The sequence below is a fragment of the Desulfomarina profundi genome (genome assembly GCF_019703855.1).
In the GTDB taxonomy this organism is placed as follows: Bacteria; Desulfobacterota; Desulfobulbia; order Desulfobulbales; family Desulfocapsaceae; genus Desulfomarina; species Desulfomarina profundi.
Window position 1 is genome coordinate 1237559 of the sequence record NZ_AP024086.1, and the last position, 19784, is coordinate 1257342.

Below are 19784 nucleotides of genomic sequence, written 5' to 3' on the forward strand. Positions count from 1 at the left end.
GTTACGATTTTGAAATATAATTTACCGTCTTGTAATAAGTGCCATGCATAAAATTTTAATCTATGACACATATAGGACTACCGCGGATATCATGGTTGCCGCTCTTCGTGATAAGTGTGTTTTGACATGTAAGACTAACAAAGTTGAATTTCAAGAAGAGATTCAGGCAAAGCAGCATGACCTGGTCTTTATTGATATTGACGACGGACGGTCCCTGCCTCTGCTCGAGAAACTTCATAATCGTGATCCCTATCTTCCCATCATTCTGACAAGTAATAACGAAAAAGCAGAATTGATTGTTCAGGCCATGAACAGCGGTGCCAGCGATTTTCTGGTCCACCCCATTTCGCCTGAGCGGATCAATATAGCCGTTGACAAGGCGATAAAAATCCGTGACCAGCGGTTTGAGATTGCCTACCTGCGGAGAAACCAGGATGTCGTCTACGATTTCAGGGATGTGGTTGCCGTCAGCCCTTCCATGAGAAAAGTCATAACCAGTCTTGAACGTTTTGCCGGGACGGATTCCACCATTCTCATAACCGGGGATACGGGAACCGGCAAAAGTTTCCTGTCCGGAACAGTCCATTTTAATTCTCCGCGAAGAAAAAAGCCCTTTGTAAAAATTAACTGTGCCAATATTCCGGAAGACCTTCTTGAGTCTGAACTCTTCGGCCACGAAAAAGGTGCCTTTACCGGAGCTGACAAGCAGCGGATCGGTCGGTTTGAACAGGCCGGCGGCGGCACCATTTTTCTTGACGAGATAGGCGAGATGAAACTGCGCCTGCAAACCAAGCTCCTCAGGGTTCTTGAGGAAAAATCCTTTGAGCGGGTGGGGGGGAACAAAACCATCTACTCGGATGTGCGTATAATTGCCGCCACCAACAAGGATCTTGTGGAGCAGGTGGATCTGGGTCTTTTCAGGGAGGATCTCTACTATCGCATTAATGTCCTGCCGGTATCACTGCCCTCTTTAAAGGAAAGAAAACAGTGCATCCAGCCCCTGGCCGAAATCCTGCTGGATAAATTCTGCAAATCCACCCACCGGGAGATCCTCGGTTTCAGGCGGGAAGCCATGGAAATGATGATTGAATACGACTGGCCCGGAAATATCAGGCAGCTGGCCAATACAATTGAACGGGCAGTTATCCTGGAAGACGGTCGGGAGATCCGGGCGGAGAATCTTTCCCTGCCCACCAGGAAAATGCGAAAGGCTGTTCGCAGATCTGCTGGAAATGATCCATCAGCTGGTGAAAAAGAGGCAAGGGAAAGCGGGCGACGGGCGGAAAAACCACTTTCCCTGGCCGACCAGGAGAGGGAACTTATCCTCATGGTACTGGAGGAATGCCTATGGGTGCAGAAAAACGCGGCGGCAAAGCTCGGTATCAGCCCCCGCGCTCTCAATTACAAAATTAACAAGCTCGGTATTACCCATCCACACTGGCGTCGTAATAAGCGAAAGGAAGACAGGGAAAAGGTATAATAAAACACTGCCTTATTCGATGCGTGCCAGCATCTCTTCAATCACCCCGAGACCCGTTTGCCAGAATTTCGCATCATTCAGGTCAATACCGAACGGCTGCAGCAACTCATAAGGGCTGGCTGAGCCGCCTGCCTCAAGCAGGGTCAGGTATTTTTTCACAAAGGGTTGCCCCTCCTTGAGATAGAGCCCGTACAGGGCAAGAACCAGCAGTTCGCCAAAGGCGTATGAATAGACATAGCCGGGTGTGGAGAGAAAGTGGGGAATATAGGACCACCAGATACCATAATCCTCTCCAAGCTCAACCGAATCGCCAAACATTTCCCTCTGGGTTGACAACCAGAAGGAATTGAACTTTTCGTTGCTGATTTCTCCCTCCTGCCTGCGCGATTCATGCATCAACTGCTCGAATCGGTTCATGGCCGTCTGCCTGAATACCGTTGCGAAAATGGACTCCAGCTTCTGGCAGATGAAGGCTCGCTGTTCCTTTTTGTCGTCGATCAAGTCAAGCTGGCTGTTGAATACAAGGAGTTCGGCAAAGACGGAGGCCGTTTCCGCCAGGGGCAGGGGAGTATCGCTGTTGAAATGTCCCTGTCGTGCCGCCAGAACCTGGTGAATACCGTGGCCGAGCTCATGGGCGACGGTGGAGACATCACGCAGGTTTCCCGTGTAGTTGACGAGGATATAGGGATGGACTTCGGGCACACAGGGATGGGCAAAGGCTCCGCCCCTCTTGGAGCTGCTTACAGGGGCGTGTATCCAGTTTTTCATAAAAAACTGTTCTGCGATTTCAGCCATTTCCGGAGAAAAGGTTTCAAAAGAGTCCAGAACCGTGCTCCTGCACTCATCCCAGCCAATCTGCCGGGTGGGCAGGGACGGCAGCGGCGCATAGCGGTCATAATCCCGGAGCCTGTCCAGGCCTAGCAGATCGCCTTTGATCGTGTAGTATCGCCTGACGATATCATACCGTGAAACCACTGTTTTGATCAGGGTTTCAACTGTACTGTCCTTCAGCTGGTTGCTGAGGTTCATGGCACTGAGCCAACTCTCAAAACCGCGCAGCCGGTCGGTGATCATCTTGTCCGCCGCAAGGGTGTTGAAAATATGGCAGAGCAGATGTGACTGGTCCTTCAATCCCAGGGTCATATCGGTTGCCGCCTGTTTTCGCACCGTCCTCTTTTCGTGGTACAGATCGGTGAGAACCTCCTCTTCCGTCCGCCCCTGTTCTCCGAATTTCTGATGTGCGAAGATTTTTTCAAACAGGGTGGTCCAGCTGTTTCGGCCGACAACTTCCTTTTCCAGGAGAAGTTTTTCCTCCTTTTCGGAGAGTTGATGGGGACGAAACTTGCGCATGGTGCGCAGGTAATGACTGTAGGGGGCAAGCAGTGGCGAAGACAGCAGTTTTTCCACATGGCTGTCCCCAAGATTGTTCCATTCCAGCTCAAAAAAAACGGTGCGGGCGGAACAGAAGGAATAGAGCTCATGGATCTTTTGATCCAAGGCACCCGCTACCTCGTTGTCGATCCGGGTGATGAAATTCAAAAAAGAAAAGGTGGCAAGCTTTGTCAGCCGCTCGTCCAGCTGTTCAAGGCGCCTGACCAGCTCAAAGAGATGTTTATTATCCAGCTCGGCCACAGTTTTCGAGTGCGTCGCATGAATGGCCTCGGCCTCTTCCCTGCAGAAAATGATATCCTTTTCCAGGGCAGGGTCGTCTTCTCCCCGGTAAAGATCAGAGAGGTTCCAGAGAACCCGATCGGTACCGAGAGTGCTGTTCAGATCTGTGGTTTTTGCCATTGACTGTTCCTCTTTTCAGTTTGTCGCCAGCAGATCGGCGAGATACGGGCCGACCGCCCGCGCGCCTTTACTGTCCACCAGCCTGATGGTCTCTGAGCCGATGACTGCCATATCCGCTTTGCCGATGAGCGCTTCAATATCCTTTCTGTCCCTGATGCCGAAACCAACCGCCAGCGGCAGTCCGGTCGCCTTCCTGCATCGCTTCAGATAGCGGCTGAAACCGTCATCAAATTCGGATTGGGCACCGGTTACACCCCTGCGTGCTACACAGTAAATAAAACCACTGCCATGGTTGTTCAGTGCGGCCATTCTCTCGTCTGTTGAGGTGGGGGTAAAGATCAGGATCGGGGCAATTCTGTATTCTTTTGCGTAGCCGAAAAAATCCGGGCTCATCTCCGGGGGAAGATCAGGGATAATCAGTCCCTTTATTCCGGCCGCTGCACTTGCCTCAAAAAACGCTTTTTCTCCATATTTATAAACAATATTGTAATAGGTCATATAGAGAAAGGGGATGTCATACTGTTCGGCCATTTCCCGGCCGAACTCCAGGCATTGTTCCACGCTGGTCCCCAGGGCCAGGCTGTCCTGGTTTGCCTTGAGGATGACAGGTCCGTCGGCCATCGGTTCTGAAAAAGGAATCTGCATCTCTATACAGTCCACGCCGTTTTCCACCATCCCGGCGATCACCTCTCTGTTGACTTCAAACGAGGGGTAGCCGAGGACAATATGGGTCATCAACAGGATTTTTTTGTTATTTTTGCGATCACGCAATATTTTTTCAAGACTCATATATTCTCCATCATGAGTTTGTTTTATACTGTTCGGCCCGTTCTATGATAAATTCCTTCCAGGACGGGTCATCAAAGGCATCGGCGATGGTAAAGATATCCTTGTCTCCCCGGCCGGACTGGTTAATGATGATTGCATCATCAGAAGAAAGGTCTCCGGCCTCCTTAAAGGCCTGAACAAAACCGTGGGCCGATTCCAGCGCGGGGATAATGCCTTCAAGTTTCATTGTGAGATCCAGTGCTTCAATGACTTCTCCGTCTGTTGCCGACTCAAAGCGCACTTTTTTCCGTTCCCAGAGATCTGCCAGGATGGGGCTGACACCGACATAATCAAGACCCGCCGCCACGGAGTGGGTTTCAAGCATCTGCCCGTCATCGTTCTGGAGAAACATGGTCTTGTATCCCTGAGCGACACCGGGGCTGGCATCGGTACCGGATAACCTTGCGGCATGAAGCCCGCTGTCAAGGCCACGGCCGCCCGCCTCAACTCCGACCAGTTCCGTCTCTTCATTGCCGAGAAAACCCTGGAAAATACCCATGGCATTGGAGCCACCGCCTACGCAACCATAGACCCGTGCCGGCGGCCTGCCGTGCATGGCCAGAATCTGTTCGGTCGCTTCCCGGCCGATGATCGACTGGAACCAGGAGACCATCTCGGGAAAAGGGGCGGGTCCGCAGGCGGTGCCGAACACATAATGAGTTGAATCCACATGGGAAACCCAGTCCCTGAACGCCTCATTGATGGCATCTTTCAGGGTGCGGTTGCCGTCCTTTACCGGCACAACCTCTGCTCCCATCTTTTCCATCCAGAAGACATTGGGGCGCTGGCGCAGGACATCCACTTCGCCCATGTAGATGGTACATTCAAAGCCGAATTTGGCGGCCATTGTCGCCGTGGCCATACCATGCTGCCCGGCCCCGGTCTCGGCAATGACTCTTTTTTTTCCCATCCTTTTCACAAGCAGTCCCTGGCCCATGACGTTGTTGGCCTTATGGGCGCCGGTATGGTTCAGGTCTTCCCGCTTTATATAAATTTTCGCGCCGCCAAAGTGGTTTGTAAGATTTTCCGCGAAGGTCAGTGGTGTGGGGCGGCAGGAATAGGTGGACATGAGGTTTGTATAGTCCTGCCAGAAGGCGGGATCATTTCTTGCCCTGTCGTATTCCTCTCGCAGCCGCTCAAATGTCCTGTTCAGTATTTCCGGGATATACGAACCACCCCAGTTGCCGAAAAAACCCTGTTTATTCATAAAATTGTCCCCGATATTTCTATTTTTTCGCACCGGATCGTCTCTACACCAAGGATTGGATAAAAATCCTTGAATTCAAGGTGTTTTTTCTGATAAGCTAAGTGAAATATACCACTTATTCATTGGTAAAGGAGCTTACAATGACAATAGACGGTGCCGTGTCCGAAAGAAACGCAGTCGATTCAGAAAAAATACTCACTTTTCCCGAAGGTATTCCGGGTTTTGAAAAATACACTACTTACCTTCTTTTTCACAAGGAAGAAAATGATATTCTTGCCTATTGGCTCGAATCCTGTGATTCCCCGAAAGTCACCTTTACTCTTGTGGACCCGGGACAGTACGGCATCAGCTATCAACTGGAACTGACGGAAAAAGAGCAGGAGCTGCTCAAGGCAAAGAGTTCTGCCGACCTTGGTGTGTTTCTAATCCTGAGTAAACACGGGGAAGGGGAAAATCAGCCGGGAGGGCTCCATGCCAATATCGCCGGTCCCGTTATTATCAACCCAAAGAACCGTCTTGGCCTGCAGAAGGTAATTGAGAAATCCTCCGTCAATACCATTATCACAGAGAAGAAGTGATTATTCGGCAGCGGGCGGCAAAATCCTCCGGATAATGACCGTTGATAAAACGGTACTGGGCCTCGCTGAAGGCTCCCGGTGACTGGGGCAGTCTTGGCAGGAAGCTGTAGAGCAGCGGCTGGTATAATTCTTTTGAGTCCTGATCACATCTCTTGGGAAATTCGATGGTGGTCACCATGCGCGCTCCCAGGGCCGCCAGAATCTTCTGGGCGGTGAGAATCCCGCTGTCCAGGGAGTTGCGGGTCGCCGTATCCGCTTCAAAGATATTTCCGGCCACCCGGCCGTTCCTGTCCGGCAGGGTCATAAGCTGCATCTCCCACTGGGATGTCTGGGCCTTGGGCACAAAGAGCATCACATTTTTATCCTGCCAGATAACCAGATCGGCCTCAAGATCAGGGCGATCATCCATTCGTTTATTACCGGCTATGGCCTTCTCATAATCCCTGAAAAATTCACTGCCGTACTCTTTTCTGTATTCCCTGATACAGTCTGCCACCAGGTCGCCGCAGCTATAACAGGAGAGTTCACCCACACTCTTTTCCGTGGACCCGGAGTAAGCGGGAACAGTGTCAGGAATCATGGCGTACTGCTGGTGTATCTGCTGGTGGGAGGCGTGCAGCCGATAGCCGCTCGGAGCGAAATCAAAACCGAAGTTCCAGCCCCACAAGGTGGAAACGCCAAGTGTGGGAAAGTCAGGATGATGGATGATCTCTTTTCTGAGTTCTTCAAGTTGTTCTTTATTCAATTTTCTCCGTGTGTTATGGGAGGCCAGGGCCAGGGCATGGGCGATTCGCACAAAGCTCCGCTGATAATAGAGATGGCGCAACCCTGTTATATCTTCACTTCCAAGGTCCCGGATACAATATCGGATGGCATCATCGGCCATATTGGCAGCGTAATGGCCCCAGGGAATATAGGAGTTTCTCCGCAGATATTCAAAAACATGGCTTCCGGCCCCTGAACTGTCTTCCTTGCCTTTCGGCCATTCACCTACAATTTCACTGCCTCCCTGGGCACCGGGACGGATGACCATGACAATTTTATATTCATCGGGCAAAGCCGGGTTATTAGCCACAGCCTCAAAGAGATCATGGTTATGAATTACAGGCCGCGATATGTTTGCCGCTTCTTTCCGGTAACGCAGTCCCACGGGATTTTCACGTTCATCAACTATGATTTCGCAAGAAAGCCTCGCCAGCCGCACCAGATCTTTCGGATCCGTGGAGCAGGTGGCCAGGGCATAGAGCAGGGGGGCGGGAAGTTTTTCCAGGAGATCCGCTTTTGCGCCGGACGTTGCAACAAGATCGGTGAAGGAAACTTTTTCGGGTAGGTCGATTTTGATCCTGTCGAGGTTTTCTGCACTCCTGTCCGCCCATTCCTTGTCGATATAAGTTCGTCCCCGAAAGAAAAAGGCATTGGGAATCTCAAAGATCCAGTCGCTTTTCTCCACCTCAAAATCATCATCCGGATAATTTTGCCCGTTATCAACGGGAAGGTTGTTTTCGTCCATGCCAAGGGTGGAAATTGCTGTTGTATCCCGCAGGTTTTTCACAAAAAAAGAAGGTTTATGGATACCGTAAACAAATTGCCCGGTCGGGGTGAACGCTGTCTGGATTCGTTTCATGGCAGTTTGGTATTATCTGTTGATTTTTCCGTATTTCCCGAAGATTGCTCAATACAGCATCACGAAACCGTCACGGGTTTCGGGTGCAGTCAATCTGCATGTTTCCCAGTCCCCAGGACGTTCCCTTGCCGATTTGGATGATCTGCCCGCATTGCAGAAATACAAGCAGGGCCGGATGGACGGTATTATAAACAATTTTTCCGGTAATACCAGGCAGGTTTATCCACTTTTCCTGTCGATAGGAATAGCGGACTCCGGTGGCAGGGTGGAGATTATTTCCAACACAGGAAATTTTTTTCAGGTTTTTGAAGATATGGTTTTCAATCTTTCCCATATTGGTATCCTTTCCGTAGGCCCTTTTCAGGTCACGCAGTCTTCTGACCACTGTTTTCAGGAGGATTTCCGGCAAGACGGTGGGCAGGTTTTTTTTTCCTGCTTTCACCAGGCAGAGAGGACTGCGAAAAGAAAGTGTAACCCTGCGGCAGGCATCCGGATTTTTGCCATGAACATGTTCACAGGCGATCCACTCGGCCAGCGAATGGATATATGTTTCCCCTTGCGTGTTTGCACAGGAGCCGGGCGTGAGTGGTTGAAAATCGACAATTCCGGTAAGAAATGGTCGGTTCTCGCTGTGGATGGATAAAAGACTGCTGCCGGCCATATCCAGAAAAAAAGCGGCTTCCTTAAGCGCGGGGCCAAACAGGCAGAACTCAACTTGCAAAAGAGAATTATCATCACTGTCTTCAACTGCTGAAAGCACAAAAGGCCGTGGCGGGGGATGGCCAATCCGCAATATGCCTTTCGCGTCGACCCTCGGGGGAGGAAGTGGGGGATCAAAGAGCTGCGGATATGAGCAGGAATGGGACAGCAGGCATTCCGGACAGGAGCGCTCCCGAAAATTTTTGTAAACACAGCAGTTTTTCTTAATCAGAAAACCAATACTGCCCCGCAGCCTCGCGCAGAAATCATTGTTGAACTCTATCCTGCTGTTTCGTTTGCAGATAAATCGGAATCGTCCCGTTTCAAGATTAAACAGGGGGTTGGTTATGGAACTGGTGGTGTTCATACGATTTTTTTTCTGAGTTTCGGAAGCTTTTTTCCTAAAAAGACAACACCCGGTCCTGCTTCTGCCACTCTGGTTTTTTTCTTGTGCAATTTCAGGCCAAGTTGTTGCAATGCCTGGTCGGCGCAGCCAAGAGCGTTATGAGCCTCCTTCCCGTTGGGGGCGAAAATAAGAAAATCATCAGCATATCTGACAAAAGAGAGATTACGGCTGGCGAGGTGATTGTCAAAATTGGTCAAAAAGATATTGCAGAGTAGAGGGGAGAGGATAGCACCCTGGGGAATTCCTTTTCGTTTGCCGAAAAAACCTGTCCTGGGAGTACCAACCTTCAGCCAACGTTCGATTAGAGCTGTCAGTTCCGGGTCGGGAATAAGCCGGCGGAGAATTTTCAGCAGTGGACGATGGGGAATAGTATCAAAAAATTGTTGTATATCACCATCAACAACCCATTTCCCGCCACAGAGTATATATTCACGTACACGGGAGAGGGCCATATCAATGGTTCTGCCGGGTCTGTAACCAAAACTGTCATGGTGAAACGTCTTTTCGGCGATCGGTTCCAGAACTGTGAGTACGGCTCTCTGGGCGATTTTGTCACGAAGCGTCAGGGCGGATATTATCCGTTGTCTCCCGTCTCCTTTACTGACAGGAAATAATCTCACGGATCCGGGCTGGTAAGTACCATCTGCCAGTTCTTTTGACATTTGCAGCATATGATAGACGAGATCATTGCGCATTTCCACGGCTGGAACTGATTCATCCCACATGGTTTTATCATTTTTATGCCGTTTCCATGCGTGGTTGAGAACCTGAGGAGAGGCGGCATCTTTCAGCAGCTTTCCCATGTATCACCTTCAGAAGTCTGGTATTGGGGAAGAATACCGGTTACATCGCGGACAATTGCATGTATTGCGCTGCGCAGTGTAATATCTGTTTTATCGGCCGGGGCCGGTTCAGAGAGAAATTCTTCGAAATCCAGATGCCATGCCGGCCAGTTCAACCGTCTTTCGCTCCATCGGCTGTAATATATAGCGCGGCCGTTTTTATTCAATCTGCTTCCGTTGCTTTTGGAGGAGGTGAAGTGTTCAGGCGTGAGATCGCGATGGATCAGTTCAAGGACGAAACCGTCAACTGCCGGTCGACATGGTTCAAGGATATCGAGCAGGAGTGATTCTCGTCCGGCTCTCGGCAGATGCATAAAGCCGACACAGGGGTCAAGCCCACGCAGTTGCACAACCTGGCGCACCTCGGATAACGCCATGGTATAACTCAGGGACAGAAGGCCATTGACCGGATCGCGGGGCGGTCGTCTGTTGCGCCCGGTAAAATGCCATTTTGGGGGAAGGATTTCGCTCAGAAAGGAAAACCAGGCGGTAGCGCCCGTTCCCTCATGCCCCCTGATGGATTCGATGCTTTCCGCCTCTTCCACAGCCAGACGACACCGGCGGAGAATCTCGCCCGTTGCGGCTGCTTTTTCCACGATTTCTTCGGCAAAAAGAGAGCAAAGGGTTTCATCCTGGTCATCGCGACAGAGCAGCTCCAGAAGCTTTTCCTGCACAGCCAGTTTTCTGTCAATGAGAAAACGGGCAATTTCAGTGGAAACAGTTGGGGAAGCAGCACCCTTGTGCTGGGCCAGACGAACCATAACAGAGGTGGAGAGACCGCTGCCGAGCCAGGCGGGGCCACCCTTGCCTCTGCCAGGGAAAAGGATGGCGGGAACACCGCAGTCTGCCAGTTTGCGCCAGACATCACAGGAGACCATAGGGCTGCCATATACTACCACCCGGCCTACCATATTGATCGGTACCCGCTCCGGTTTACGGCCGGGACGATCAATTCTCAGTACTTGCCCCTCACTCTTCACCACGATATCCCGATGATCAAGGAGTACCACAATCTCTCCCATAGCCGTTTCTCCTTCCCTGCCCAGCATTCAAGGTTGCAGCTGCATTCTTATTGCCTGACTAAGGATAGAGCGACGATGGTCGTCCGTCAAGAGGGAAAATGATATGGGTGGAAAGATTCACTGGAATGAATAAAAGCAATCCTCTTCCTTAGCGAGGATACTCTGCAACACTGAAAGAGTTAGGAATGGTTTAACAGATGCATGTCTCAATCCTCTTCCTTAGCGAGGATACTCTGCAACCGAATATGTTGGATTTGTCGCAAAGACTGGACCGTCTCAATCCTCTTCCTTAGCGAGGATACTCTGCAACAAGAAAAGCTTTGGACTCCAGCACAATTCTTTGTCTCAATCCTCTTCCTTAGCGAGGATACTCTGCAACAACTACGGAGATGCTCTTGGTACCTTCATTATAGGAGGTCTCAATCCTCTTCCTTAGCGAGGATACTCTGCAACTTACCGGCCCTGCCGGATCAGGAAAAACTACAATGGTCTCAATCCTCTTCCTTAGCGAGGATACTCTGCAACACTCTTATCATAAAGAATGGAGATTACAAAATAGGTGTCTCAATCCTCTTCCTTAGCGAGGATACTCTGCAACAAGCACTGTTCTTGCAGCTTGAGGAGAGTTGTTCTTTGTCTCAATCCTCTTCCTTAGCGAGGATACTCTGCAACTTTAATAATATCCAGTCATTGAGCGCAATGTGGTCAGTCTCAATCCTCTTCCTTAGCGAGGATACTCTGCAACTTTTTGTTGTGAATCAACCCCTCTTGGCTGTGGATGTCTCAATCCTCTTCCTTAGCGAGGATACTCTGCAACTAATGAGCTGAGGTCAACCGGCATACGTCGGTTATGTCTCAATCCTCTTCCTTAGCGAGGATACTCTGCAACAGGTAGTGGCAGAGTGTATAGATCCAAATATGAGTGTCTCAATCCTCTTCCTTAGCGAGGATACTCTGCAACAAAACCCAACTGGTTGTATACGGCAAACAGGAATGCGTCTCAATCCTCTTCCTTAGCGAGGATACTCTGCAACAGAGACCCTTATTTATTCCGTGAAATTATTGCGGTCTCAATCCTCTTCCTTAGCGAGGATACTCTGCAACGGTTGAACATTCTGGTGGTCGAATTGAAATTCGGGTCTCAATCCTCTTCCTTAGCGAGGATACTCTGCAACTGCAGCCGGTTCCAATTCCGTTGCAAAATCAGTATAATATACTGTGTTCTTTTTGACACTATTTTTCAGCAATTTTTTAACCAGATAAACGAACACTTTATTTGAAATTCCGCTAAATCGGAACGTTATAAATAAAAGTGAAATTACAATATGTTAAAGAGTTTTCGATGTAAAATAAAGGGCAAGTTATGTGTATACGTTCATAAGGGCTGAAAAAATAACCTGATCATTTGTAAAATCATGGGGTTGACTGGTTTTCACCTTACAGGAGAACGTTTATTTTTTAAAAGTAAACCAGGCAAGAACTTTCTCTTTCCAGTTTTTACTGGCTGCCTGAGGTTTTCCGCCAACCTTTTTATGTCCTTTCCGGCCTTTACCCGGCAGGATCAGGGCTTCGGACGATCTCCCGGTGCCGCAGCTCCAGACATCGCCAGGTCTGGTGATGGGGTAAGCTCTGATATCATCCTTTTTCGCCAGAATCAGAACCTCGAGCCGTGAAAGCAGTTTATTCAGATCATCTTCACTGCCCTGGACAAAAAAAACTGAACCCTGGACGTTGATGCCCTCTTTTTTTAAAAGCCGGTAAACCCTGCCCAGTCTTTTCGGGTCGGCGATATCATAGGCCAGCAGGTACCAGCCGGATCGAGGTCTCATTTCCTCCCCCTGTCTAACTGAATGGCCTGAACTTACCACGCAGGTTTGATTTTCGGCCAATTCCCCGGCCGAGAATTTTGCGCCCGGGTTCAACCCAGGCCATCAGCAGATGATCGGTGGCAAGATCCATCACCTGCCCAAGTTGCATAAAAAGCTCCTCCGCCTCTGCCAGGGTCAACTGACATTCAAATACCGACTTCTGTCCACCCAGCCGCCATTCTTTCAAAATCTTCCGGACCCTGTAACGCCGCTTGTTCTTACTGATATCGTAGGCGATTATTATTGGTTTTCTTTTTTGCATGGGGGAATCCTCTGAAGTTGGGAAGAGGAGGTTCATTCGTGGAACTGTTACTCTTATATTTATCTAATGGGATTAACCCTTGTTTATCCTCTTGATTCTTGAGGCGATCATTTTTTGAAAACCATTTGTAAGTTTCCTCTTTTTGATTCCCAGGGCCGTATTTAATGTTAGAACAGGGATTGCAGCCTATAAGCTCCAAGGCATCTTTCTGTATTGTGGTTGAGCAATTTTCCCCTGCGAAAAATGATTTCCGTATATTAAGATACTCTTCTAAATTTTTTGGACAATCATTAGAATAAATATGGGAAAAGCGATTCGCATTAAGGCCCTTTGAGCTATATCGATGTTGTCTGTTTAATAACTCTACTTTGTTTATCCGTATGGAAACAGAGCCAAAACCTAGGGGTTTGCCCATTCCAATTTTATGTTGAAATTTCTTATTGGGTGAAAGGGAATAAATAAGGAGTCCAAGTTCTCCGTCAGTAAGATTGTTGAACCTGACTTTAAATTGAAATTTACAGCGGGGGTTGATAGGTGTGACTTTGCTTTTGAGCTTTTTATTGTTGTCTGAAGCATTTTTGGGTACAAAGCCTTTATGGTGGAGATACTGTTTTCTCCCCAGGGGAATGTACCCCTGACGAAGTGTCGAATCAATTTTCAGCTCATTTTTACTGATATAGCATGTATTGTTAGCGAAACCTTCTATATTATTGGGGAGGTTTGTTTTTCGAAAGTAAACTGAAGGAGATGGTGGTTTGGGGGAGGCTAAAATATTAAGTGTTAATTGCGTTCGACTGTTTAAATAATAACCCTGATCAGGAGAGTCATATGCTCTTGCATCTGAAAATTTAACTCTGCCAAGAAGTGATCGCATCTTACTTGGGGTTTGATTCCCGTCTGGTTCCTCAACAAAGCCAAAAAGTAATTCTGCAGGGCTGAGTTTATTTCGCTTTGGATTTATTGGTAGCAGTTCGCTGTCAATCTGGGAAAAAAAATCATGGGTTGAAGCAGGGTGTTGGGTATCTTCATTGTCAATTTCTTTACGCCAGATTTGAGAAATAGAAATTTCAGCCACTTTTCCCCCAGACTTATCAGGTTCAAAAAAGACAATATCTCTTTCTTGAATGGAATATTTTGGTTGGCGATCAATAAAATCATTGCTGCCTTTTAAGGTGAATGGAAGCATATCATGCTCTTCACCATTTTTCGTTTTTCTTCTCTTGTTTTCTGTATCTCTTTCTTTGGCAAGACGTGTAAATTTCGCGATGGCTTCGGGCATTATTTCGTATGTTTGTTCACTTTCTATCCCTTCAGGGAATGGTAAGGCCAGTTCGTATTTTTTATTTCCAGGGATTTCATTTTGTCGGGATTCAGAATAAAAAGTACGTAAAATAACTCTTTCTCTCCCTTCTATTTTGCAATTTATAGGTGGTGTTGAAGTATCTATAGCGCAACCAAGAAGGTAAGGACCAACCTCTTTGCCTTTTGCTACACGAGTAATAACACCTTTATCATATGAATATTTTCCGATGGGTGTGAGCCAGTGAAATTGCTGGTTTTTAAGGGAATATGATTTTGGTGTATTTTTTAAATTTTCCCTGTTGTAACAATATGTTTTTAATCGAGGTGGTGTATGTGAAAACATCTTTTTGTAATTTTCAGGAATTTGGAAATATTTAGGATTTTGTTCTGATTTTTTCAGTGTTGGTAATGCCAGGGGAAGAAGGCGCAATTGTCCATTTTCTTTTACGATCAGGCCGACCGCAGAAAGAGCTTCATGAGTTGTTGCCCTTCTTGTATATGTTTTGTTTTCCAAAACACGCAGGGCTGAATTGCTTGCTGCTTCGGCAAGGGATGAAATACATCCTTTAAGAGTTGATGCGGGGATAGCGGGTTTGTTTTTGATCTCAAAAGGATGGATGATGGTAGGGCCGGTAGCGGTAGGCTCATGCCGGCCGCCAATTATTATTGCGTTTTCGGTTTCTAGAATACAGGTTAAAGTTCCGGAGTGTGTATTTGAATGATAGCGATCATGACAGGCTGTACCTAGATTGGCAAAATTGAGTTTCTTTTTATTCAGAATATCGTTGACAGCAATTCCATCTGGTTGAAGTGATTGTTTTTTGTTGGTTTTAGTGACCGGAACAAAATGATATGGATAATGGAAAGTCATATTACACCTCCTTGGTTAAGGTGTTTTCAATTATTTTTTCCAATTCTTTTACTTGAGGGACAGCAGCTGCAAGCCAAGCTTCGTCTTCAGAAAGAGATTGGGAAGGAAACATATTATTTGATTCTTCTTTTAGAGTAACCTCCGCCGTGCAGTAACCAAACCCTTTTGTCTTTCCATATCCAAAAGCGATATCGCCTTCAATCAAATCACGCAGGGTAAGGAAAAAAAGCCCGAGCAGTGGCTCATCAATTCGATCACAATCCAGGGTTATGGAGCCGGTGAGTTCAGGGTCTTCACGATGCAGGGCATTGAATTTTTTGTCTCCGGCAACGCCGCCGGTAAAGCGGTCAATGGCAACAAAATCCTGCAATCTGAGTTCCCCTTCTTTTCCTTCTTTTGCGCTAAACTCACTCACCATCAGGGGCGAACGGTAGCCTCTGCCGCCACAGATTCTACAGACCAGACAAAGCTTTTCAGCAATATCGTCTTTTTTATTAATATCCGGGCAGCAGAGTTCTTTTTCTCCAGATGGATAGCAGGCAAGGTTAGAAGATTCCTGCGGTGAGAGGACTTTCCCATTAATTCTATCCCCCATGGTACGAACGATCCTTTCCATCTGGGAGCGGAACGCACCTTTAAAGGAAGTGCCGGGCAGAAAAATTCTATTTTTATGGTCACTGAGATAGACATGACCCAACCCTGCTTCGTTCTTTTTGGGGTTCTTGTAAGTTGAAGAGGGATCATTTACAAGCAAGGGTCCGTTAAATTTTAAGGTGACGTGCAGGGTTACAGTATTGTTTTTTTGGGCCAATGGAGTGTTAATTCCCGGGGCACTTAATTTCGGTAGAGAATTAAGTCCGGCAGCGGAATGGTTTTCCAGCCATTTGTGTAGAGCATTTTTATCGGTAATTCCATGAAGGCAGATATCATCCCCTATATGGCATTTACCAAACCCGACAGCTTGCCCTCTACCCAGGATAAGATTGTTTTCTTTCTTTAAAAAAGAGAGGGTTTTAAAAAGTAATTCAATATCATCTTCACCCAACCCTATTGCCTCGATTCCAAGAGTAAAGACCGTACCGGGCGGTACGGCCTCATAAAAAAAGAGGCGGTGTTCTGCCGCGCTACCGGTACAACGATCAATGGCAACACCGTTGATAATCCAGCTCCATCTGTTTTCATCCCAGTGGCGGCGTTTATACTCTTTGATATCAATCTTTTTTAAAAGGAGTCCCTGGCAATCTTCTTGATCCTCTTTAAGAATATGCTCATTGTCAGGTTTTGACAGGTTGGATTGTGTTTCATTAAAATAGGCATTGGCAAATCGAAGTTTGCCACCGCATTCATTATTCTCTTCACCTGTGCCAAAGAGTGCTTTAATCGTATCTTTTGTGATATTCTGGTTGTGCTCCATCAGATCCCTCAGCAGCCCCCGCAGGGTGGAGCCGGGGATATAGGGTTTGTTTCTATAGTCCCTGACTATTGTTGATACCTGGGATTTTTCTGTCGTATCATCAAGGGAACGGGTGTCTGTTTCTCCACTGCCGATATGGAGAGAGCTGTCAAGGATGATGGATGCGCTGATGTGGTATCGTGTTTGAAATGTGGCTGTTTCTTCATGTGCCATTATATATCCTCCCATTCAGGACATGATATACCGTGAAACGGCAGGTTGACGCATATTTCTCCAAAACCGTGTTTTGCCAGCCATGGACAGTTCTGCCAGTCAATCGGTTCTCCGTAGATGTCACCTGCCCATCCCGGCAGGGGCAGGTTGTTTTTTTGCAGTTTAGCCAGTGTTTCACCAATCCGTTTAGTGGCCCTTTTGTTGCCTTGTGAAGAAAGAATAAAGACCGAACCTGCTTTTACGAGGAGATATGGATTATATGGTTTTCCTTTCTGAAAACGCCGGGATAAATAGCGGCCATAAAGGACCTGGCAGCTGAAGTGCCTGTCGAGTTGTAGATCTTTGTCTATTTCATGCCAGTATTGTTGGTATTCTCTGGTCAGTTTATCAGAGGTGCAGTTATCCGGGCCTGCAAGTACCTTTGGGTGAACAATCATAGCATTGGTTTGGAGGGTGATAATCCATAGGGGGTTGTCGGGCGAATCTGTGCGATAAAGTGGCTTGCATTCCAGCGGGTGAGGTTTTGCTGCAGTGAGCTGTGTTTTCAACTCAACCTTTGTTTTTCCAAGGCCGAAGAGACCATATTCAAACAGGGTGCAGAGCTGACTGGATATACGTTTTCTTGTTTCAGGATCGGCAATAACAGGGTTTTCATTGTAGCAAAGATCGATCTGGCAGAGCCATTCGTGGTTGTCGGGAACAATACATTCCATGGCGAAAAGTTCGCTTTCCATTGCCCGGCGCCTTTTACTATCAATGGCAGTGCGAACTCTTAAAATTCTGCGCAGATTTTCGGGCCAGCCAAAGTGTCTTTTTACCGCTCGCCAGTCTCTGCCTTTCCAGTCGGCAGCAAAGGAGGGGGCCTTTCCGGCAATAAGACCGGGGCCGGATTTTAGTGCGATATCATAGGTATTGTCAGCTGCCCGTACTGTAGTTAATGGTGGTTGTTTTGGACGAAATGAATAGTCTGTGGGTCCGCTTTCCGATGTGCTTTCAATCGGAAAGGCATGGTTGATTTTAATTCGGCTGAAATGTTTTCCCAGCTCTGTCCACGGTAGGGGCAGGGAGCCGTCAATGGGTGAGTTAATATCTCTGCCGGTGATGCGGTTCAGGGTATGGGCCATAATTCCCTTGATAGCCCCACCTGAAATGATTTCCTCTCCCTCGAATCTGTTCTTCAGGGGCAGGTGCCCTGCAAGACAGAAAGGTGCCAGCGGGGTGAGAGAGAGGTTGAACAAACCATCGCATGTCTGTATCTTTTCCAGTGGGGGAGGTTGCGGAAATTCCTTGCTTTTATGATCAATCGTCACTTTTTTCAGTCTGCCATATCCGATACCCTGCTGACCGCCAAAGGCCGGAACGAGCCTGAATACGGTGTTGATTGTATGAAACAGTTTTTTTAATTCTTCGTCGTTTTCTGCTGCCGCTCTGATTATTCCGGTAAAGACAACTTCCCGGCCCGGTGCGAATGGCAGTTCCATAAAGACAAGTTGACCGGAAGAGACAGCTCCCCGGTCGGAATCAATTTCAATACGGGTGGAAATCCCATGGTCGGGAGGGTTCTCACAGGTAAAATCAGAGAAGTGGAGCAAGCCTCTTCCCGGCTGATTGTTGGTGCTGGTTTCAGGTTTAAAACCGAACAATTTCTGCATTTCATCTTCAGTTAACCAATTATAATCCAAACAATACTGTTTGAGATTACCTTTGATAAGAGAGTTTGGCAGGTACAATCGACCCAGGTGATCTCGAGCTGCAGTTTCACTGAAGCCCGGACTTGCCTCGGTTGCTCTGGTGAGTATAGGGGCTTCCAGAGTTAATTTGATATGGAAGGTGATATCCAATCGAGTGACAGGATTTTTTCCGGCTGTTGCTGTCATATTCCACCTCCGTTATCGTTCATTGGACAAATATAATCCCATAGCTCACAGATATGAATCCACATGGATGGGGGGCATTTATCCGTTTCAGGCGGATTGTTGAAAAATGACAGCTTTGCTAGATTTTCAGCGCTTGAGAAGGCTTTTTCATCAACCACATCTCTGGTCCTTTCCATTTCTTTTTCAAACAGCAGGGTACTGTTATCCCTGCCATCCTGAACGGCGGCTCTGGCCAGGCTATGCACCTTTCGGCGTGGGAATAGTTCTTTCAGTTGAATGAACGGTTTCTGGATGGCAGCTATCTTAGTGCCATCAAGAGACAGAGGGGCGGAATTAAGGGTTCCCGGAAATTGCTCTTTTCTGTAATGGTGAAGATCCTGGCTGATATAGTCAAAGGATTCCAATACGCAATATTGGAACAGGTTTTTTCTCCTGTTACAACTCTTTGCTTCTTCTGTCAGCTCTTTGGCCAACCTGGTAATACGATGGATAGGGGCATTATGGTGACAGAAGACGATTCCTGCGCCATGATAGAGAGGTTCTCCCTCAAAGTCCCAGGTCTCTATATGCTGGTAGAGCAGGGCCAGGGTCTGCCAGCCCTGCCAGGCGGGGACTACGAGGAGGAGTTCATCGCCACCCCACATAAGAGTCTCCATCTGTAAACATTTTTCATTGTCGATTGCTATGGAAAAATAGTCACTATTTCTCGCAAAGTTCAGCAGGTTGCTGAGAAATGTAGCTCTTTTTTTGTTGAGTTCATCATCAAATTTTTTCTGGGTATATTCTGTTTTGCAAAATTTCTGCTGCAATGTTCCAAAGCTGTTACCATCGGTGTAGATAACGGCCATTTTATGTTGCAGAGTCTTGCTTGGGCTGTTTGCGGTGAGTTTTTCAAGGTCATGGGTGAACTTGTCTGTGATCCCTTCATTGAGAGTGCGTTGCAGCTCATTTTGGTAAAAATGGTGTTTTTTGTTCCGGCCATAATCATGGCGAATTTTAACAGGTGGAGAGACGATTTTTTCAGGTGCTTTAATGGCAATTGTGGTGGTTGCCGGGCGCAATCGATCCAGGGAGCATTCCCATATGTTATTTTTATCATTCCATTTGGGGCTGACCAGAGTAGGTTGCTGATATTGCCTCCAGTGATTACGGGCAATAACTTTTTCAAGTTGATTACGAAATTTTTCATCATCGGTAGTGATGATATCCACAACAAAGGTGGCATAACATAAGTTTTTGTCTTTTTTTAAAATATCATCAACTTGCTGTCGTATTTCTTCCGGTTTATCGGCGCTGAATTTAAAGAGTCCGACAGATGCTCCGGTACTGATTTCTTCCAGGGTAAAGTGCTGATTTTTTTCCTTAAAAGTCTTTTTGAGATTCCGGATTGCTTTCAGGAGCAAAAGGCCGCCGCCCCGAATAACACTGAGCTGTTCCGTGTCCTCAATAAAATTGGCAATGTTCACCGCTTCTATACGCAGGTAGTTGGTTGGCATGGTA

15 protein-coding genes and 1 CRISPR repeat array are annotated in these 19784 nt (G+C 47.5%); of the genes, 2 read left to right on the top strand and 13 right to left on the bottom strand.

The genetic code is table 11. The annotated features are described in order from the left end of the window. The first annotated feature begins 43 nt into the window (after positions 1-43). Entirely contained in the window at positions 44-1480 is a 1437-nt protein-coding gene (locus LO777_RS05810; protein WP_228856590.1) for a sigma-54-dependent transcriptional regulator, read from the top strand. 12 nt (positions 1481-1492) lie between these two features. Here the strand turns inward: LO777_RS05810 and LO777_RS05815 are convergent, their stop codons facing one another. Genes LO777_RS05815 through trpB form a run of 3 tightly spaced genes read right to left on the bottom strand, consistent with a single transcriptional unit; the run spans position 1493 to position 5306 of the window. Further along, positions 1493-3271 (bottom strand): M3 family oligoendopeptidase, encoded by a 1779-nt coding sequence (locus tag LO777_RS05815; RefSeq protein WP_228856591.1) that lies wholly within the window; start codon positions 3269-3271, stop codon positions 1493-1495. 15 nt (positions 3272-3286) lie between these two features. Continuing rightward, entirely contained in the window at positions 3287-4060 is a 774-nt protein-coding gene (gene trpA / locus LO777_RS05820; protein WP_228856592.1) for a tryptophan synthase subunit alpha, read from the bottom strand. A gap of 10 nt (positions 4061-4070) precedes the next feature. Further along, complete coding sequence (trpB, locus tag LO777_RS05825; RefSeq protein WP_228856593.1) at positions 4071-5306, bottom strand: tryptophan synthase subunit beta; 1236 nt, start codon at positions 5304-5306, stop codon at positions 4071-4073. Between the two features lie 140 nt (positions 5307-5446). Here trpB and fliW point away from each other — a divergent pair, with 140 nt between their 5' ends. Beyond that, on the top strand, positions 5447-5884 hold the full coding sequence (fliW, locus tag LO777_RS05830) for a flagellar assembly protein FliW (RefSeq protein WP_228856594.1): 438 nt from the start codon (positions 5447-5449) through the stop codon (positions 5882-5884). Here the strand turns inward: fliW and LO777_RS05835 are convergent. The 10 genes from LO777_RS05835 to LO777_RS05880 form a co-directional block, all read right to left on the bottom strand. After that, positions 5868-7508, bottom strand: a complete 1641-nt coding sequence (locus tag LO777_RS05835) for a hypothetical protein (protein ID WP_228856595.1) — start codon at positions 7506-7508, stop codon at positions 5868-5870. The two genes, fliW and LO777_RS05835, sit on opposite strands and share 17 nt — an antisense overlap. A gap of 70 nt (positions 7509-7578) precedes the next feature. Beyond that, positions 7579-8574 (bottom strand): CRISPR system precrRNA processing endoribonuclease RAMP protein Cas6, encoded by a 996-nt coding sequence (gene cas6, locus LO777_RS05840; RefSeq protein ID WP_228856596.1) that lies wholly within the window; start codon positions 8572-8574, stop codon positions 7579-7581. After that, positions 8571-9416, bottom strand: a complete 846-nt coding sequence (locus LO777_RS05845; protein ID WP_228856597.1) for a reverse transcriptase domain-containing protein — start codon at positions 9414-9416, stop codon at positions 8571-8573. The genes cas6 and LO777_RS05845 overlap by 4 nt, the downstream gene beginning before the upstream one ends. Continuing rightward, complete coding sequence (gene cas1, locus LO777_RS05850) at positions 9401-10477, bottom strand: CRISPR-associated endonuclease Cas1 (RefSeq protein ID WP_228856598.1); 1077 nt, start codon at positions 10475-10477, stop codon at positions 9401-9403. Before cas1 ends, LO777_RS05845 begins: the two co-directional genes overlap by 16 nt. A 132-nt stretch (positions 10478-10609) precedes the next feature. Continuing rightward, positions 10610-11652: direct repeats of the CRISPR family, unit length 37 nt; unit sequence GTCTCAATCCTCTTCCTTAGCGAGGATACTCTGCAAC. 276 nt (positions 11653-11928) lie between these two features. Beyond that, complete coding sequence (gene cas2 / locus LO777_RS05855; protein ID WP_228856599.1) at positions 11929-12306, bottom strand: CRISPR-associated endonuclease Cas2; 378 nt, start codon at positions 12304-12306, stop codon at positions 11929-11931. Between the two features lie 13 nt (positions 12307-12319). Next, complete coding sequence (gene cas2, locus LO777_RS05860) at positions 12320-12607, bottom strand: CRISPR-associated endonuclease Cas2 (RefSeq protein WP_228856600.1); 288 nt, start codon at positions 12605-12607, stop codon at positions 12320-12322. Further along, the gene (locus LO777_RS05865; RefSeq protein WP_228856601.1) at positions 12564-14780 is read right to left on the bottom strand and encodes a TIGR03986 family type III CRISPR-associated RAMP protein; all 2217 of its coding nucleotides are present in this window, start codon (positions 14778-14780) and stop codon (positions 12564-12566) included. Before LO777_RS05865 ends, cas2 (LO777_RS05860) begins: the two co-directional genes overlap by 44 nt. Before the next feature lies 1 nt (position 14781). After that, positions 14782-16407, bottom strand: coding sequence for an RAMP superfamily CRISPR-associated protein (locus LO777_RS05870; protein WP_228856602.1), 1626 nt, complete (start codon positions 16405-16407; stop codon positions 14782-14784). Further along, a complete protein-coding gene (locus LO777_RS05875) occupies positions 16407-18284 on the bottom strand; it encodes an RAMP superfamily CRISPR-associated protein (protein ID WP_228856603.1) in 1878 nt (625 codons plus the stop codon). Before LO777_RS05875 ends, LO777_RS05870 begins: the two co-directional genes overlap by 1 nt. After that, the gene (locus LO777_RS05880; RefSeq protein WP_228856604.1) at positions 18281-19780 is read right to left on the bottom strand and encodes a Cas10/Cmr2 second palm domain-containing protein; all 1500 of its coding nucleotides are present in this window, start codon (positions 19778-19780) and stop codon (positions 18281-18283) included. Before LO777_RS05880 ends, LO777_RS05875 begins: the two co-directional genes overlap by 4 nt. Between the last annotated feature and the right edge of the window lie 4 nt (positions 19781-19784).

What these genes read in the sequence shown, in the direction of transcription:
- LO777_RS05810 (WP_228856590.1), top strand. Translation starts at nt 44, where the DNA reads ATGCATAAAATTTTAATCTATGACACATATAGGACTACCGCGGATATC.
- LO777_RS05815 (WP_228856591.1), bottom strand. Translation starts at nt 3,271, where the DNA reads ATGGCAAAAACCACAGATCTGAACAGCACTCTCGGTACCGATCGGGTT.
- trpA (WP_228856592.1), bottom strand. Translation starts at nt 4,060, where the DNA reads ATGAGTCTTGAAAAAATATTGCGTGATCGCAAAAATAACAAAAAAATC.
- trpB (WP_228856593.1), bottom strand. Translation starts at nt 5,306, where the DNA reads ATGAATAAACAGGGTTTTTTCGGCAACTGGGGTGGTTCGTATATCCCG.
- fliW (WP_228856594.1), top strand. Translation starts at nt 5,447, where the DNA reads ATGACAATAGACGGTGCCGTGTCCGAAAGAAACGCAGTCGATTCAGAA.
- LO777_RS05835 (WP_228856595.1), bottom strand. Translation starts at nt 7,508, where the DNA reads ATGAAACGAATCCAGACAGCGTTCACCCCGACCGGGCAATTTGTTTAC.
- cas6 (WP_228856596.1), bottom strand. Translation starts at nt 8,574, where the DNA reads ATGAACACCACCAGTTCCATAACCAACCCCCTGTTTAATCTTGAAACG.
- LO777_RS05845 (WP_228856597.1), bottom strand. Translation starts at nt 9,416, where the DNA reads ATGGGAAAGCTGCTGAAAGATGCCGCCTCTCCTCAGGTTCTCAACCAC.
- cas1 (WP_228856598.1), bottom strand. Translation starts at nt 10,477, where the DNA reads ATGGGAGAGATTGTGGTACTCCTTGATCATCGGGATATCGTGGTGAAG.
- cas2 (WP_228856599.1), bottom strand. Translation starts at nt 12,306, where the DNA reads ATGAGACCTCGATCCGGCTGGTACCTGCTGGCCTATGATATCGCCGAC.
- cas2 (WP_228856600.1), bottom strand. Translation starts at nt 12,607, where the DNA reads ATGCAAAAAAGAAAACCAATAATAATCGCCTACGATATCAGTAAGAAC.
- LO777_RS05865 (WP_228856601.1), bottom strand. Translation starts at nt 14,780, where the DNA reads ATGACTTTCCATTATCCATATCATTTTGTTCCGGTCACTAAAACCAAC.
- LO777_RS05870 (WP_228856602.1), bottom strand. Translation starts at nt 16,407, where the DNA reads ATGGCACATGAAGAAACAGCCACATTTCAAACACGATACCACATCAGC.
- LO777_RS05875 (WP_228856603.1), bottom strand. Translation starts at nt 18,284, where the DNA reads ATGACAGCAACAGCCGGAAAAAATCCTGTCACTCGATTGGATATCACC.
- LO777_RS05880 (WP_228856604.1), bottom strand. Translation starts at nt 19,780, where the DNA reads ATGCCAACCAACTACCTGCGTATAGAAGCGGTGAACATTGCCAATTTT.